The 15,419-nt window shown below is 70.8% G+C and carries 13 protein-coding genes; 4 read left to right on the top strand and 9 right to left on the bottom strand.

The window, feature by feature from the left end:
• The first annotated feature begins 65 nt into the window (after positions 1–65).
• Positions 66–674: a MarR family winged helix-turn-helix transcriptional regulator gene (locus ABT053_RS15970; RefSeq protein WP_350969762.1), complete on the top strand. Its 609-nt coding sequence runs from the start codon at positions 66–68 to the stop codon at positions 672–674.
• A gap of 235 nt (positions 675–909) precedes the next feature.
• Entirely contained in the window at positions 910–1,323 is a 414-nt protein-coding gene (locus ABT053_RS15965) for an SRPBCC family protein (RefSeq protein WP_350969761.1), read from the top strand.
• A gap of 1 nt (position 1,324) precedes the next feature.
• On the opposite strand, the gene ABT053_RS15960 is transcribed toward ABT053_RS15965, so the two are convergent.
• Positions 1,325–1,840 (bottom strand): FBP domain-containing protein, encoded by a 516-nt coding sequence (locus ABT053_RS15960; protein WP_350969760.1) that lies wholly within the window; start codon positions 1,838–1,840, stop codon positions 1,325–1,327.
• A 589-nt stretch (positions 1,841–2,429) separates the two neighbouring features.
• Here ABT053_RS15960 and ABT053_RS15955 point away from each other — a divergent pair.
• Positions 2,430–3,935 (top strand): glycosyltransferase family 39 protein, encoded by a 1,506-nt coding sequence (locus tag ABT053_RS15955; protein ID WP_350969759.1) that lies wholly within the window; start codon positions 2,430–2,432, stop codon positions 3,933–3,935.
• Positions 3,936–4,095: 160 nt separating this feature from the next.
• On the opposite strand, the gene ABT053_RS15950 is transcribed toward ABT053_RS15955, so the two are convergent.
• From ABT053_RS15950 to ABT053_RS15915, 8 genes are all read right to left on the bottom strand, one after another.
• Positions 4,096–4,323, bottom strand: coding sequence for a helix-hairpin-helix domain-containing protein (locus ABT053_RS15950; protein WP_350969758.1), 228 nt, complete (start codon positions 4,321–4,323; stop codon positions 4,096–4,098).
• 388 nt (positions 4,324–4,711) lie between these two features.
• Positions 4,712–5,569, bottom strand: a complete 858-nt coding sequence (locus ABT053_RS15945; protein ID WP_502991778.1) for an SDR family NAD(P)-dependent oxidoreductase — start codon at positions 5,567–5,569, stop codon at positions 4,712–4,714.
• 445 nt (positions 5,570–6,014) lie between these two features.
• Positions 6,015–7,988, bottom strand: a complete 1,974-nt coding sequence (locus ABT053_RS15940) for a discoidin domain-containing protein (RefSeq protein WP_350969757.1) — start codon at positions 7,986–7,988, stop codon at positions 6,015–6,017.
• A 306-nt stretch (positions 7,989–8,294) separates the two neighbouring features.
• The gene (locus tag ABT053_RS15935) at positions 8,295–9,281 is read right to left on the bottom strand and encodes a substrate-binding domain-containing protein (RefSeq protein ID WP_350969756.1); all 987 of its coding nucleotides are present in this window, start codon (positions 9,279–9,281) and stop codon (positions 8,295–8,297) included.
• 37 nt (positions 9,282–9,318) lie between these two features.
• A complete protein-coding gene (locus ABT053_RS15930) occupies positions 9,319–10,386 on the bottom strand; it encodes an ABC transporter permease (RefSeq protein ID WP_350969755.1) in 1,068 nt (355 codons plus the stop codon).
• Positions 10,387–10,510: 124 nt separating this feature from the next.
• Entirely contained in the window at positions 10,511–12,343 is a 1,833-nt protein-coding gene (locus tag ABT053_RS15925; protein WP_350969754.1) for a sugar ABC transporter ATP-binding protein, read from the bottom strand.
• On the bottom strand, positions 12,340–13,755 hold the full coding sequence (locus ABT053_RS15920) for an aldehyde dehydrogenase family protein (RefSeq protein ID WP_350969753.1): 1,416 nt from the start codon (positions 13,753–13,755) through the stop codon (positions 12,340–12,342). Before ABT053_RS15920 ends, ABT053_RS15925 begins: the two co-directional genes overlap by 4 nt.
• A gap of 63 nt (positions 13,756–13,818) precedes the next feature.
• Positions 13,819–14,601 carry an IclR family transcriptional regulator gene (locus ABT053_RS15915; RefSeq protein ID WP_350969752.1) on the bottom strand — a complete coding sequence of 261 codons (783 nt, stop codon included), beginning with the start codon at positions 14,599–14,601 and terminating at the stop codon, positions 13,819–13,821.
• 164 nt (positions 14,602–14,765) lie between these two features.
• Here ABT053_RS15915 and ABT053_RS15910 point away from each other — a divergent pair, with 164 nt between their 5' ends.
• Complete coding sequence (locus ABT053_RS15910; protein ID WP_350969751.1) at positions 14,766–15,305, top strand: DUF4262 domain-containing protein; 540 nt, start codon at positions 14,766–14,768, stop codon at positions 15,303–15,305.
• The last annotated feature ends 114 nt before the right edge of the window (positions 15,306–15,419 follow it).

Raw genomic sequence — 15,419 nt, 5'->3', positions numbered from 1 at the left:
GTCTCCCGCGCGGGATTTCCGCGTTCGACAATCAAGTGAAGCAGGTACTAATGTGATGCTTCATTATGAAGGACGTACATAAATCATCGACAGCGTTCACCCGTGATCCCGACGGCTCCCTCTTCGACTCCGGGGCGAGGGCGGCCATGGCCCGGTTCACCGCCGGAGACGACACTCTCGCCCTCGAGGCCGCGACCGCCGTCCGCACCGCTTTCCACGCGGTCGAGCGCATACGCGCTCACGGGGCTCGGGGCCGCGGGCTGAGTTCGGGAGCGCTCGACATCCTGATGCGCCTGAGCGCCTCGACCGGCGACGGGTTCAGCATCGGCGACCTGGCCCAGTCGGCCGGAGTGAGCTCGCGCAACGTCACCGGGCTGGTCGACACCCTCGAACGCGACGGGCTGGCGCGACGGGTCCCCGACCGTCACGACCGGCGTTCCGTCCTGGCCCAGATCACCCCCGCGGGACAGGCGTGGATCGAGTCCTTCCGCCGGCCGACCCAGGCCGCCATGGCGGCGATCTTCCGCGACTTCACGCCCGCCGAGCTGACCCAGCTGCGACACCTGTGCCTGCGCCTCGCCGAGAACCAGCACCGGGTCTCCCTGCACCTGGAGCAGGCCAACGGCACGGACGGCACGGACGGCACGGACGGCACGGACGGCGTCTCGTCGTGAGCCGGGCGGCCCGTCCGGCAGGCCACCGGACACCGGACCCGGCGAGCCCGGGAAAGCGCTCGTTTCCCGGTCTGCTTCCCGGCTCGCTTCTCGGTTCGTTTCCCGGTTCGTTCATCAGTGGGCATGTCAGCGCATCGGCACGCGCCGAAGACCCGGTGTCCTCCGGGACCGGAGCCCAGGCGTCCGCGCGGGGGCGATCCGTCGTCCGGGGATCACTCAGACAGGAGACAGCGAAATGGCTTCCATCCGCACAGAGGTCGTGATCGACTCCAGCCCGGAGCAGGTGTGGGCGGCGATACGCGACGTGGGCGCGGTGCATCGGCGCCTCCTGCCGGATCGCGTCGCCGACACCCGCATCGAGGGCGACGTGAGGATTCTCGTCTTCCCGGACGGCAACGTCGTCCGCGAGCTGATCGTCGATGTCGACGACGCGACTCGCCGGCTCGCCTACGCGGTGATCGAAGGCGCGCGACCGCCCCTCGCGCACCACCACGCCTCGTTCCAGGTCCTCTCCGAGGAGCCCGGCCGCAGTCGGCTCGTCTGGATAACCGACGTGCTGCCGGACGCGTTCGCGGGGGAGATCCGCGCGCGCGTCGAGCGGGGGGCGGCGGACATGAAACGGACGCTGGAGAAGGCGGTCGTGGATTGAGTCACGCCGAGCGCACGTCGCCGTCGAAGACCTTGTCCAGGAAGCCCTCCAGGTTGACGGCGGCCCGGAGGATCCGCTCCTCCGTGGTGAGCGTCTCCTCGAACCGCACGCCGGAATCTGTCCGCTTCACGCCCCGCACGTAGAGGGAGCAGGCCAGGTCGGCGCACATGTAGGTGCCGACCGTGTTGCCCTGGCGGCCCGCGGCGCCGATCCTGGGCGCGACGAACAGGGCGACCCCCGTGCCGGAGTGGGGGGTCACGCAGATCGAGCAGACGGTGCTCTTGGTGAAGCTCCTGCGTACCTCCTGCGCGACGCGCAGGGTGACGCCGACGAGCTCGCCGTTCCGCTCGGCGACCAGGTAGCCCCGGTCGGGAGCACCGGGGTCGCGCCAGCCCAGGAAGTCGAGGTCGGTCCAGGAGAGCTCGGGCAGGTTCCTGGGCAGGTTGATCCTGCGCGCCTCCCCCTTGGAACAGTTGACGAAGGATCCGCGGATCTCCGCCTCGCCGACCGGTTTCATGGTTCACCCACTGTCATGAAGATCGTTGAAGAGCCCCCGGGACCTCGTCCCGACACCGCGATCGGCGTCTCCACCGACCGGCGGGCGATCGGGCCAGGCCGCTCACGGCCTGGTCAGATCGGGTCACAGCCGGTTCGCGGTGTTCCCGGGCCTCCGGCAGCGGTCAGTGTCTCAGCACGACATCGGGGACGTCGAGGGATTTTTCCCCGCTGCCTGAGAACACACGAGGGCACGCGAGGACACGTAGGGCACGCGAGGACGCGCGAGGGCGCACGCCTTCCGCCGAGCGACCGGCGGATCCTTCGGGGTGGTCGTGACAGGCGAACGGTTCTCCGGTCTCCCGGGAGAGACCGTTCGCCCGGGAGCGAGGCCGTCGCCTCACCTATCACCGGGACGCCCTCTCGTACCGGACCAGCACGGACCAGCACCGGACCGTCGCGGGGCTCGTGCCGGGCTCGCGCCGGGCTCGTGCGGGACTCGTGCGGGACTCGGGCCGGGCTCGCGTCAGGCTCAACCCGGCTCGTACCGGATGACAAGAAGATCAGGATCATCCCTCGCGCCACCGGCGTCGAAAGCCGATGATGAACGAGTGTCCAAGTCCTCCCTCTCCGCGCCGCGCACCCCCGACGCGGTCGCCTCGGCCGTTCCCCTCGCCAGGCGGCCCGTCGGCGTGGTCGCGCTGGCCACGTTCGCCGTGCTGCTGGTCGCGAGCCCGCGCTATGGCTACCACCGAGATGAGCTGTACTTCCGGATGCTGGGCGAGCAGCCCGCCCTCGGATATTTCGACACCCCGCCGCTGACCCCGCTGATCGCGCGGGCCTCGATCGCCGTGTTCGGCGACACCGTGGTCGCCCTGCGCGTCGTCCCCGCCCTGATCGCGTCGCTCGTCGTCGTCCTGGTCGCCCTCCTGGCCCGGGAGTTCGGCGGTGACCGGAGGGCTCAGATCATCGCCGCGGTGGGAATCGCCACCACGAGCCTGCTCCTGATCGGCGGGCACTCCCTGCTGACCCTGGGGGTCGACCTGCCGTTCTGGATCGCGGCGGCGCTGTTCGCCGTACGGGCGCTGCGGGGCGACGGCCGCTGGTGGCTCGCGCTGGGCGTCGTCGCGGGGCTGGCGACGTACAACCGGCAGCTGATCGCGCTGCTCCTGATCAGCGTGGGCGTGGGTGTGCTCGTGGCGGGGCCGCGCGAGATCCTGCGGGACCGCAGGCTCTGGTTCGGCGCATTGCTGGCCCTCGTGATCGCCGCGCCCAACCTGGTCTACCAGGCGACCCACGACTGGCCGCAGCTGACGATGGCCGGGGCGCTGGAGGTCGACGACGGCGCCGACAACCGCCTCACCTTCTTACCGCTGCAGCTCATGATGCTCGGCCCGCCCCAGGCGGTCCTCCAGGTGGTCGGCGCCGTACGGCTGTGGCGGGAACCCCGCCTGCGCTCCCTCCCCCTCGCCTACCTGGTCGCCTGCGCGCTGACGCTCTACTCGGGCGGGCGTCCCGACTACGTGTCGGGCCTGCTCGTACTGCTCTTCGCCGCGGGGTGCGGCCCGGCCGCCCGGTGGATGGCGGGTACGGGACGACGCGTGCTGCTCGCCGCCGCCCTGGCGGTCAACGCGGTCATCTCCGTCGTCTTCGCGCTGCCGGTGATCCCTCCCACGGCCCTGGAGGGCAGCCTGGTCGTCGAGGTCAACGAGGTGGCGCGCGAGTCGATCGGATGGCCTGAGTTCGCCGCGCAGGTCGGGGCGGTGGTCGGCGGGCTGACGCCTCAGGAGCGCGCGCAGGCCGTACTCATCGCCCCCAACTACGGCGAGGCCGGGGCGCTGGACCGCTACGCCGAGGAGTACGGCCTGCCCGAGATCTACAGCGGGCACAACGAGCTCTACTGGCGCGGCCCGCCACCACCGTCCGCCCGGATCGCCGTGGTCGTGACCGACGCCCCCCGCCGCTACGGTCGCAGGTTCGCCACCTGCGAGGAACGCGGCAGGATCGACAACGGCGTCGGCCTGTCCAACGAGGAGCAGCACCTGCCCATCCTCCTCTGCCGCGATCCGGTGCGCCCGTGGCCGCTGCTCTGGCCCGAGATACGGAACAACAGCTGACATCCCGCCACCCGCGAGACCCGCTTCCCGGCCGGGGCCTGTTTCCCGGCCGGGACACATCTCCCGGTCGGGGCGTGTTTGCCAGCCGGGTCGCCCGCCGAGCTCAACACTCGGGCTCGGTGGGCGGGCTGCTCGGGCTTGGCGTTCGGGCTCGGCAGGCTCAGTGGTCGGCGAAGGCGAGGCCGCGTTCGGCGAGCGCCTCGCGCAGGCGGCCGATGGCCTTGGGGCCCATGCCGTGCAGCCGCAGGAGCTCCCGCTCGCTCGTGGCGGCCACCTGGGCGAGCGTCGTGTATCCGGCCGCGGCGAGGGCCCCGCGCGCGGGCCGTCCGATGTTGGCGGGGATGTCGACGAGGACGTCGTCCCGGTCGCCCTGCTCGTGGGTCGTCATGATGCCTCCTCGCGGAACGGTCAGCCGGTCACCTCGCCACGCAGAACCCTGCGGCACGGAGAACCCTCCGGCATGGAGAAGCCTCCGGCACGGGAACCCCTCGGCACGGAGAGCCCCTCAGCACGTGGGAGCTCCTCGGGACGCGGGAGATCCCCGGCGCGAGAGGCCCACGTCGTGGGTGCCCGGCGTCATCAGACCCCTGCGTCGTGGGAACACGCGGCGCGGTGGCGCAAGTCTCGCACTCCCCTACGACAGAATCGGCGACGAGATCGGCGACGGGATCGGCGGGACTCCTGCGCGGGCGTCGGGCGACCACCGACATCGGATGACCACGGGTGCCGGGTGACCTCGGGACGACCCGTCCCCGCCGGAGGCGGAGCCGGGTGTGTCAGATCTCCTTGAGGAAACCGGCGTCGACGGCGAAGTCCGCGCCGGTGGTGCTCGCCGAGCGCGGTGAGACGAGCAGGGCGATCACGTCTGCGACCTCTCGCGGCTCGACGAGGCGGCCGGTGGTGAGCTTCATCATCTCCGCCGCGAGACCGTCCAGCACGGTGTCGCGATCGGTTCCCGCCTGCGCGGCGATGATGTCGGCCGCGCCGCCCGCCTCGGTCCACCACGCCGTCCGGACGGGCCCCGGCGACACGGTGTTCACCCGGATGCCCTGCGGCGCGAACTCCTCCGACAACGCCTTGGTGAGATTGTTCAGGCCCGCCTTGGCCGCGTTGTAGTCGACGTTCATGGGAGCGGGCAGCCGGGCGCTGCCCGAGGACACGTTGACGATCGAGCCTCCGCCCCCCTGGAGCATCACCGGAACGGCGGCACGGACGGCCCGTACGACCGAGAACAGGTTGAACTCGAACATCGCCCGCCAGTCGTCGTCCGTGGGGGCGAGGAACGAGAAGCGCGGCAGGGCCGCACCGGGCGGCGGGCCACCGGCGTTGTTCACCAGGATGTCCAGCCCGCCGAACGCCTCCACGGCCCGCGCCACGATCCGGCCCGGCGCCTCGGGGTCGGTCAGGTCGGCCAGCACGTGGAGGAGGTCGGCGCCGTCGAGCGCGTCCAGCTCCGGGCTGCTCTTGCGCGAGGCCGCGACGACGCGGGCCCCCTCGTCGAGCAGGGTACGGGTGACGGCCAGGCCGATGCCCTTGGAGGCACCGGTGACGACCGCGACACGGCCGGAAAGCTGCAGGTCCATGGAGTAAGCCCTCTCGTCGTCGGGCCCCGTACGGAGGGAGGGGCCCTGCACGCGAGCAAAGCTATGGCGAGCACGCGACTCCGGGCTGGCAGGATTCAGACCGGCAATTCCGGCCGGATTCGGACTTCCAATCCGGCATGAGCGCGCCCGCGGAACCCCGATCCGGCATGAGCGTTCCAGCGGACTCCTCATCGGGCGTGAGCGCTTCCTCGGGCCCTTGATACGGCAATGAGCGCTCCCCTGGACCTTCAATCCGGTGTGAGCGCTCTCGGCCGTCCGGGCGCTCGCGCCAGGCGGAAGCGGCGCGATGGCGCGGTGATGCGGTGGTGCAGTGGCACGGTGATGCGGTGGCGCGGTGATGCGGTGGCGCGGTGATGCAGTGGCGCGGTGGTGTGGTTTTCGGGGCCGTGACGCCCGCCCATCAGCGGGCGTCACGGGGTACCGGGCGTCGGAAGGGCCTGTCCGGCCGGGCGACGGCCGACCGGACAGGATCTCGTCAGCTGGAGTAGGCCTCCAGTTCGAAGACGCGGGCCGCGGCATCGCTGTCGCTCGTCGGGGTGATGACGTTGAGCCGGACGTACCGGGCACTGACGGGGGTGAAGGTGTGGGTGGTGACGTTGGCGGTGTTGCCCCGGACGCTCGCGACGTTCGTCCAGGTGGTGCCGTTGGTACTCACCTGGAGGTCGAAGTCGCGGGTGTTCCAGCTCGCCTTCTCACCGCCCGCGCCGGAGTGTCGCACCACGAACCGTCCCACCTGCGTGTTCGACTGCAGGTCGACCTGGAGCCACTTGTTGGCGCCCAGCGCGCACCACTTGTCGGAGTTGCCGCCCGTCCAGCTGCCGTTGACGGCCTTGGCCGGAGCCTCGTTGGCCGCGCACTGGTTGCTGGCGGTGGCCGGCTTGTTCAGCGCGAGGTTGGTGACCGGCTGCGTCGTCTCGGGGACGTAGAGACGGATGTCCGTCAGGCTCGCGCTGCCCTCGTAGACGTTGGTGTAGAGGTCGCCGATCACGAAGTAGTCGGGATACTGGGACCCGGCCGGCCACTGGTTCGGCCAGGACGCGCTGCCGTTCACGTCGTTCTGGACGAGGGTGGCGTTGTAGCGGCCGTCGTACTCACTGGGCTTGACGTTGTAGTGCCAGATCGGCGCGTTGTTGACGATGAAGGGGCGGTGGAAGCGGATCGTCTTCTGCCCGACCCGGGCGAAGTTGCCGCTGGCCTCCAGCACGTAGCCGGTGGCGTCGCGCTCGATGGCGAAGGTGTAGGACTGGTTGGGCATCAGCTCGGGCTGGATCTCCGCGGCCGACGACAGCTGCTGCTCGGCCACGCCGCCGGAGCAGCTCGTCATGAACCACTGCGAGTTGCCCGCGAGGCCGCCGGGGCCCGGCGTCCAGTTGGGCAGGCCGCTGATCCACATGTTGACCGTGTTGAAGTTGCCGTCGCGGTAGTTGTAGTACTGGTTGGTGTTGGAGTTGCAGACCCGCCCGCCGGTGCCGCTGCCGACCCGGTCGGGGTGCTGGGAGAAGGAGTCCATCAGCACCTTGCGGCGATAGTGCCAGAAGTGGTTGTTCCTCGGCGCGGGGTTGGCGAAGTCCACGATCGACATGAAGTGGAAGCCGTTGTAGCCGTACGGGCCTGACCGCACGTCCTGCCACTCGCAGTAGGGCGCGGCGGCGTTGCCGCTCCAGCCGGGGCTCCTGGACCCCTCACCCCACGGGTGCTGCGTCTTGCATCCCTGGGTGCTGTAGCCGTTGACCTTGCCGTTGTATTCGATCGAGCCGTTCCGCTTGCCGCCGAAGTCGATGGTCTTGAGCTTGTACTCGACGCGATACTGGTCGGGCAGCTTGTTGGTGGGCCGGAAGATCGCCCCGCCGGTGTGGTCGGGCACGTTCAGCACCGCCGCGGGCGCGCCGCCCACCGTCGCGGTGGTGATCGACGGCGGCGACTCGATGACGCCGTCCTTGTTCCAGTCGCGGGCCGAGAGCGAAGCCGTCAGCCAGCCGCCCTGGCCGACCGGGAACTCCTTGCGGTAGGTGGCGAAGGAGTTGAACGCGGTGGTCCAGGCCGGCCCGTAGTCGTTGCGGTACCACTGGCCGGAGTCGTCCATGATCGTGTCGAACGGCGTGGTGTAGTTCTCCCTCACCCACGGCGCGTTGCCCGTGTTGATGGGGGAGGAGAAGTTCTCCGAGTGCAGCAGGGTCCAGGCCGCGGCGCTCTTGGCCGCGCCCGCCTTGCTCTCCGCGCCCGCCTTGGCCTGCTGATCCTGCTTGTCCTGCTTGTCCTGCTTCTCTTGCTTGGCCGGCGCGCTCGGCGTACTGGACGTGGGACTCGGACTGGGGGAACGGCTTCCGGCCGGTGCGGCGGTGTCGCCCGTCGCGGGGGTGCTGACCCCGAACGAGGTGAGTGCCACGACGGTCGTGGTGACCGCGGCGAGGGCCGCCTTGCGCGCGGCCCCTCTGACGTTTCTTCGCATGGGTTACGTGCCCTTCACTCGACGAGTAAGGCGTTGTTCGTGCCTGAACGCGACCCGCGCCCGCGCGGGTGTGCGCACCTCCGTCCCGATACCGGTGGTCACGGGTGGCGTCGCCGACCGCCACCCGGCCTCCGTTCACATCCGGCCGTACTCCGCGAGCCGCTCCCCCGAGCGGTCGCGGGCCCGCGCCGTTCCCCCGAACGGCCGCGGATCAGAACCCGTTCCCGAACGGCCGCGGATCAGAAACCGCTACCGAACGACCGCGGATCAGAACCGTTCCCCCGGACGGCCGTGGATCGGGAAGGGTTAGAAGCCGCCCTTCGGGTCGAAGTACTCGGCCGCGTTCTCCTTGGTGACCCTCGGGGAGGGCACCACGGTGTCCTTCTCGACCTTGGCGCCGCTCAGGATCTCGACCGCCCGGTCCAGGCCCATCGCGCCGATGATGTCCGCGTCGTTCAGGCCGGTCACCAGGTAGTTGGTGCCGTCGAGGATCGCCTTGAGCGCCTCGGCCTGGCCGTCGACGCCCGCGATGATGATCTGCTCGGCCTTGCCCGCGTCCGCGATGGCGCGCTGCGCGCCCAGGCACATCGCGTCGTTCTCGCAGAACACCGCGACGAGGTCGGGGTTGGTCGCCAGCAGGCTCTCCATCACGGTCAGGCCGCCGTCGGATCCCCAGTTGCCGAAGTCGGGGGCCTCGACGAGCGTGATGCCCGCGGTGCTCCCGAGCACCGACTTCACGCCCTCGGTACGGGCCAGGCCGATGCTGTTGTCGGCGGGACCGCCCTTGATGATCGCGACCTTGCCGCCCTTGGGCAGCTTCTCGGCGAGGAACTGGCCGTTCTGCACGCCGATCGCCTTGTTGTCCGGGCCGATCCAGCTGGTGTACTCACCGGCCTGGAACTTGCGGTCCACCAGGACCACGGGCTTGTTCGCCGTCTTGGCCGCGTTGAGCGCCGCGGGCGCCGACTCCAGCGGGCCGCCGGAGATGATGATGGCGTCGACGTTCTTGCTCAGCAGGTCCTCGACGTTGGAGGCGAGCTTGGCCGCGTCGCCGTTGGCGTCGGTGCTGATGACCTCGATCTTGCCCTTCTTCTTGGCCTGGGCGGCGATCGCCTTGTCCATGCCGCTGAAGTAGGGGCCGCTCAACATGAAGTTGGCGACGCCGATCGTGTAGGAGCCGTCTCCGGAGGCGGAGGCCGCGGTGGTGGGCTCGCTCCCGCTGGACGAGCAGGAGGCAAGGCTGAGAGCGAGAAGGCCGGCGGCAATCAGGCTGCTGAATTTCCTAGCGTTCATTTCGGTATACCTCGGGGGGTGTTGTGGAGCGGGTACGTCAGGTACGCGTCTGGTTGGCGCGCTGGACGAGGATGACGGCGATGATGATCAATCCCTTGAGCACCTGTTGCCAGAAGCTCTGCACGCCGTACAGGTTGAGGAGGTTGTTGATCAGTACGAGGACGAGGACGCCGCCGAAGGTGGCCTTCGCGGAGCCGCGCCCGCCCGCCAGGCTCGCGCCGCCGATCACGCACGCGGCGATCGCGTCGAGCTCGAAGGCGACCCCGACGCTCGGCTGGGCGATGCCCACCCGGCTCGCCAGGATGACGCCCGCCAGGCCGGCGCACGCGCCGCTGATCGTGTAGGCGAGGATCACGTGCTTGCGCACGTTGATGCCCGCGAGCCGCACGGCCTCGGCGTTGCCGCCGATCGCGACGATGGAGCGGCCGGCCGGGAAGCGGGTCAGGAACAGGCCGCCCGCGAGGAACACGACCAGCATGATCACGGTGCTCAGCGGGACGGGGCCGAGCATCGCCGAGCCGAGTGTGAGGAACGCCGGGTCCTCCGGGGTGATCGGCACCTCGGAGTAGACGAACGCCAGGCCCCTGACAGTGGTGAGCGCCGCGAGGGTCACCACGAAGGGCGCCAGCCCGAACCGGGCGACCAGCACACCGTTGACCAGCCCGAACCCGATCCCGCAGGCGATGCCCACGAACGTCGCCATCGGGATGGGGAGATCGGAGACGAGACCGGCGGTGATGATGCCGGAGAAGGCCACCACCGACCCGACCGACAGGTCGATGCCGCCGGTGAGGATCACCACGAGCATCCCGTACGCGAGCAGGCCGGTGGTGACCATCTGCTTGAGCAGGTTGGTGAGGTTGGTCGGGGTGAGGAACGTGTCGGAGGTGAGCGCCGCCACCGCGACGAGCGCCACGATGAGCGTGACGAACGCGACCTGCGCGGTGAGGTCCCGGCCCCCCAGGACCAGCCTGGGGAGCCTCCCGGAGATCGAGGCCGCCGGACCGGCGGGCACCGTGGCGGGGGAGGCCGGGCCCTTGGGGGCGGGGGCGGTGGGGGCCGGATCGGTGGAGGCCCGTGCGGGCCCCGCCTGCTGCCCGGTCACGCGATCCCCCCGAACGCGGCCCGCCGCCGGGTCGTCCGGTCCTCGCGGGTCGGCCGGAGGGCCGGCCGGGTCATGTCGTCGCTCCGGGCTGGCCGGGTCATGCTGTCCCTCCGTGGTGGGCGGGTCATGCCGTCCGCCCGATCGAGTGGGCGAGGATCTCGTCCTCCGTGGTCTGGTCGGAACGCAGGTCGCCGGTGATGCGCCCCTCGTTCATCACGAGCACCCGGTCGGTGGCGCCGAGGACCTCCGTCAGGTCCGAGGAGATGAGCAGGACCGCGAGGCCCTGCCTGGCGAGGTCGTCGATCATGCGGTAGATGTCGACCCTCGCCGCCATGTCCACGCCGCGGGTCGGCTCGTCGAGGATGAGCACGCGCGGCTCGGCCAGCAGCCACTTGGCGAGCACGGCCTTCTGCTGGTTGCCGCCGCTGAGGTTGACCACCGGCATCGAGGCGCACCCCGAGGGCTGGATGCCCAGCCGGTCGATCATGTCGGTGACGTTCCTGCGCCTGAGGCCCGTGTCGATCAGCGGGCCCCGGGTGGCCGAGTACAGGGTCGTGAGCGTGATGTTGTCGAGCACGCTCATGCCGAGTACCAGTCCGGTGCGCTTGCGGTCCTCGGTGACGAGCGCGAGCCCGGCCGCGATGGCCTCGGCCGGCGTACGAAAGCCGACGACACCGGCCCGGCCGCGCGCCCGGTCGGCCGGCGCGGACGCGGACGCGGGCTCGGCGCCCGTCCGGACAGCGGACTCGGCACCGGACCGGACGCGCCCCGGGTCAGCGGGCCCGGCACCGGACCGGGCGCGTTCCGCGTCGGAGGACGCGGACTCGGCACCGAGACCGACACCGACACCGGCCCCCGCACCCGCACCGGCAGCGGCACCGACACCGGCACCGACACCGGCACCGACACCGACACCTGCACCTGCACCGGCACCTGCACCGGCACCTGCACCTGCACCTGCACCGGCACCGGCACCGGCCTGGACGCGCTCCGCGCCGAAGGACGCGGGCTCGGGGCCGGACCGGACACTTACCTGACCCGCGGAGGCGGGCTCGGCGCCGAAGACGCAGCGGGCCAGCTCGCTGCGGCCGGAGCCGACCAGGCCGAACAGGCCGACGATCTCCCCCGAGTGCACGGAGAACGAGACGTCCTCGAACTCGCCCCCGCGCGAGAGCCCGGAGACGCTGAGCCGTACCTCGCCGTGCCCGGCGCGCCGGTCGGGGTAGATCTGTTCGAGGCGGCGGCCCGCCATGAGGCGGATCAGCTCGTTCTCGCCCGTGCGGGCGGGTTCGGTCGTCTCGACGATCCTGCCGTCCTTGATCACCACGATCGAGGTGGCGAGCTCCAGGACCTCCGCGAGCCGGTGGGAGACGTAGACGACCAGCACCCCGCGCTCCTGCAACCGCCTGATCAGCGCGAACAGCGATTCGAGGTCGCTTCCGGCCAGCACCGCGGAGGGCTCGTCGAGCACCAGCACGCGCGGCTCGTCCACCAGCGCCTTGGCGATCTCCACCATCTGCTGCCTGGCCACCGTCAGGCGGCCCGCGACGGTACGCGGGTCGATCGCGCCGAAGCCGATGCTCTCCAGCAGCTCCCCCGCGCGGGCGTGCGCCGCCGCCCAGTCGATGAACCCGCCGCGCTTCCTGGGGAAGTGCCCCATCAGCAGGTTCTCGGTGACCGACAGCTGGGGTACCAGCGTCAGCTCCTGGTAGACCGTGCGGATGCCCCGGGCGTGCGCGTCGTGCGGCGAGCGCAGCTCGACCCGCTCGCCGTCCATCCACATCTCGCCCGCGCTCATGGACTGGGCGCCGGCGAGGATCCTGATCAGGGTCGACTTGCCGGCTCCGTTCGCGCCGACCACGGCGAGGACCTCGCCGGGGTGGCCCACGAGGTCCACCCCGTGCAGCACCTCGACGCCGCCGTAGTCCTTGCGGACGCCCCGGAGCTCCAGGCTCATCCGAAGGCCTCCATGACGATGACCGTCTTCTGCCGGGTGAAGTCGAGGACGGTGTCGTGCAGGCCCTCGCGGTAGCCGCCGGTGTCCTTGGTGCCGCCGAACGGCAGGTTCTCGGCGCGCAGCGCGGTCGAGCCGTTGATGACGACCCCGCCGACGTCGAGGCGCCGCGCGATGGAGAACGCCCGCGAGACGTCCCGGGTGAAGACCGCTGCGTGCAGGCCGTACGGGGACTCGTTGGCCATCCGTACCGCGTCGAGGGGGTCGGTGAAGCGGGCGACGGGCGCCACCGGGCCGAAGATCTCCTCGGCGAAGGTGGGGCTGGTGGCGGGCACGTCGACCAGCACGACCGGGTCGACGAACGCGCCGCGTCTGCCGCCCCCGGCGGCGAGCCTGGCGCCCTCCCCGACGAGCCTGCCGACGGCCGCCTCGACCCGCTCGGCGGCCTCCTCGGCGATGAGGGGGCCGACGTCGGTGTCCTCGAGCAGCTGGTCGCCGACGGAGAGCTTCGCCGTCTGGCCGAGCAGCGACTCGACGAAGGCGTCGTGGATGCCGTCCTGGACGTAGACGCGCTTGACCGCGCAGCAGATCTGCCCGTTCCCCCTGGCCAGGCGGCCGAGGACGACGGCGCGGGCGGCCTCCTCGGCGTCGGCGTCGTCGCAGACGATGAGCGCGTCGTTCCCGCCGAGCTCCAGGAAGACCTTCTTCAGGGTCGCGGCCCCGAGGCGGGCGATCTCGCGGCCCGCCGCGGTGCTGCCGGTGAGGCCCACCGCCGCGATCCCGGGGTGCTGCGCCAGCGTCTGGGACACCTGGACGCCCCCGGTGACCAGCTGGTGCGCGTGGGCGGGCGCGCCGGCCCGCTCGACGAGCTCGGCGACCCTGACCAGGGACAGCGGGCAGCGGGCGGGCGGCTGGACGACGACGGCGTTGCCCGCGGCGAGGGCCGCGGCGGCCTTGTGCGCGTACAGCTCGACCGGGTAGTTGAACGGGACCAGCGCCGCGACGACGCCGAGGGGCTCGCGCATCGTCACCGCGAGGTGCCGCTCCAGGCCGGGTACGGCGTCGAGCGGGATCTGGCGGCCGAAGAGCCTGGTGGCCTCGCCCGCGTACCCGCGGAAGATCCGGATCGCGGCGTCGACCTCGCCCCGGGTCTGCTGCACGGGCTTGCCGTTCTCGGCGGCGAGCAGCGTGGAGAGCTCGTCCCGTTCGGCCTCGATCAGGTCGGCCACCCGGCGCAGGAGGTCCGCGCGCTCGTGGGCGGGCATCGCCGCCATCGCCCGCTGGCCCTCCTGGGCGGCCTCGACGACCGCGGCCACCCGCTCCGCGCTCGCCGCCTCCACCTCCCCGAGCTGCTCGCCGGTGCCGGGGTTACGGATGGTGATGACGGAGGCGTCCGGCGAGGTGAGAGCGGACATTTATAGCACTTCCTTCCATACAAGCCATGCGGTACGAGCTGCGGGTCCTGGGAGAGGACGGGTTCAGGCGGGTTTGCGGGTCCTGGGGGCGGCGTAGCCGATGCGGCGGCCGATGTCCGCGGCCATCCCGAGCGCGACCGGCGCCAGGCGGTGGCAGTCGCCGAGGCTGAACCGTCCGGCCGGCGCCGACACGCTGAACGCCCCCACCGGGCGGCCGGAGGCGTTCATGATCGGCAGGCCGATGCAGCGCACCCCCTCCTCGTTCTCCTCGTCGTCGATCGCGAAGCCCTGGTCGCGTACGGTGTCGAGCTCGGCGAGCAGCGCGTCGCCGGTGAGGCTCCTGGGCGTGCGGGGCTCCGCCTGCACGGCCAGGATCTCGGCGCGGCGCGGCTCGTCCAGGAACGCGAGGACCGCCTTGCCCATCGCGGTGCAGTGCAGCGGTACGCGGCTGCCGATCCGGGAGACCAGGCGCACCGACTTGGCGCTCTCCACCTTGTCCACGTAGACGATGTGGTGGCCGACCGGGACCCCGAGGTGGACGGTCTCCCCGCTGATCTCGACCAGCTCGGCCAGGTACGGCTGCGCCGCGGCGCGGAGCCCGTCCTCCTCCAGGTAGCGCCCGGCGAGCGTGATGAGGGTGACGCCGAGCCGGAAGGCACCGGTGGCGTCCCGCTCCAGGACGCCCAGCTCCAGAAGCGAGATGGCATAGCGATGGGCGGTGCTGACCGCGACGCCGGTGTGGGCCGCGAGCTCGCCCAGGGTCATTCCGGCCTGGCCGCTCCCGGAAACGGCGCTGATCAGCTCAAATGCCTTATCGACGCTGGATGATTTCCTACCGCTCTTCATTCGAGTTACTCGAATCTATTTTCAGATATTTGTAAGATTTTTGCGATAGTTACATTGGCGATAAGCAGTGTCAACCCTCGCGCACAAATAGCCCCCGTCTGGAGTGAGGCAGGCGTGGTCGGACTTGTAGGCACGAACGACCACAAAGCACTACGATCAGGCATATGTTCCACCAGAGCGCGTGCCACTGCCTGCTGTGCGTCGAGCAGGAGGTGGAGCTCGACGAGACCGGTCTCAGAACGATGCGGAACGTCCGGGATCGCGGGTGGGCGGTGGTGATGGTCCCGGAGGACGAGAACGGGCCGGGCTGGGCGTTCACCGTCGGACTGTGGCACACGCTCCGCTCCCCCGAGGCGGCCATGTTCGGTCTCCGCGCGGACGTGATGGGCAACTGCCTCGACACCCTGGCCGACGAGGTCGCCGCCGGGCGCCACCTGGCCGAGGGGCGGGAGCGGGACGACGTGATCAGGAACTACCCGGTCGTCGCGAGAACGGTGGACACGAGCTGGTACCGGTCGCTGTTCGGCACGGCGCTGCACTTCTACCAGCGGCCCCCGCTGTCCTTCATGGAGATCGTCTGGCCGGACGCCGTGGGCCGGTTCCCCTGGAACGACGGCTGCGCCCCGCGACTCCGCGAGCTCCAGCCCGCGCTGTGGATCCCGAAGGACGACCACGCCCCGGGCCCCTGGACCAAACTCCCCTGAGACGGACCCCGGTTCGACACCGGCACCGACACCGGTATCGACACTGACCTCGCGGTGGGCCGAAAACCGAAGAATCGGACAAATAACTTAAGTCGCCTGTTTATTGGTGACTAG

The sequence above is a fragment of the Streptosporangium sp. NPDC002524 genome (assembly GCF_040295985.1).
Classification (GTDB): domain Bacteria; phylum Actinomycetota; class Actinomycetes; order Streptosporangiales; family Streptosporangiaceae; genus Streptosporangium.
The sequence above is the reverse complement of the archived record's forward strand: the minus strand, read 5'-3'. Positions and strand labels throughout refer to the sequence as shown.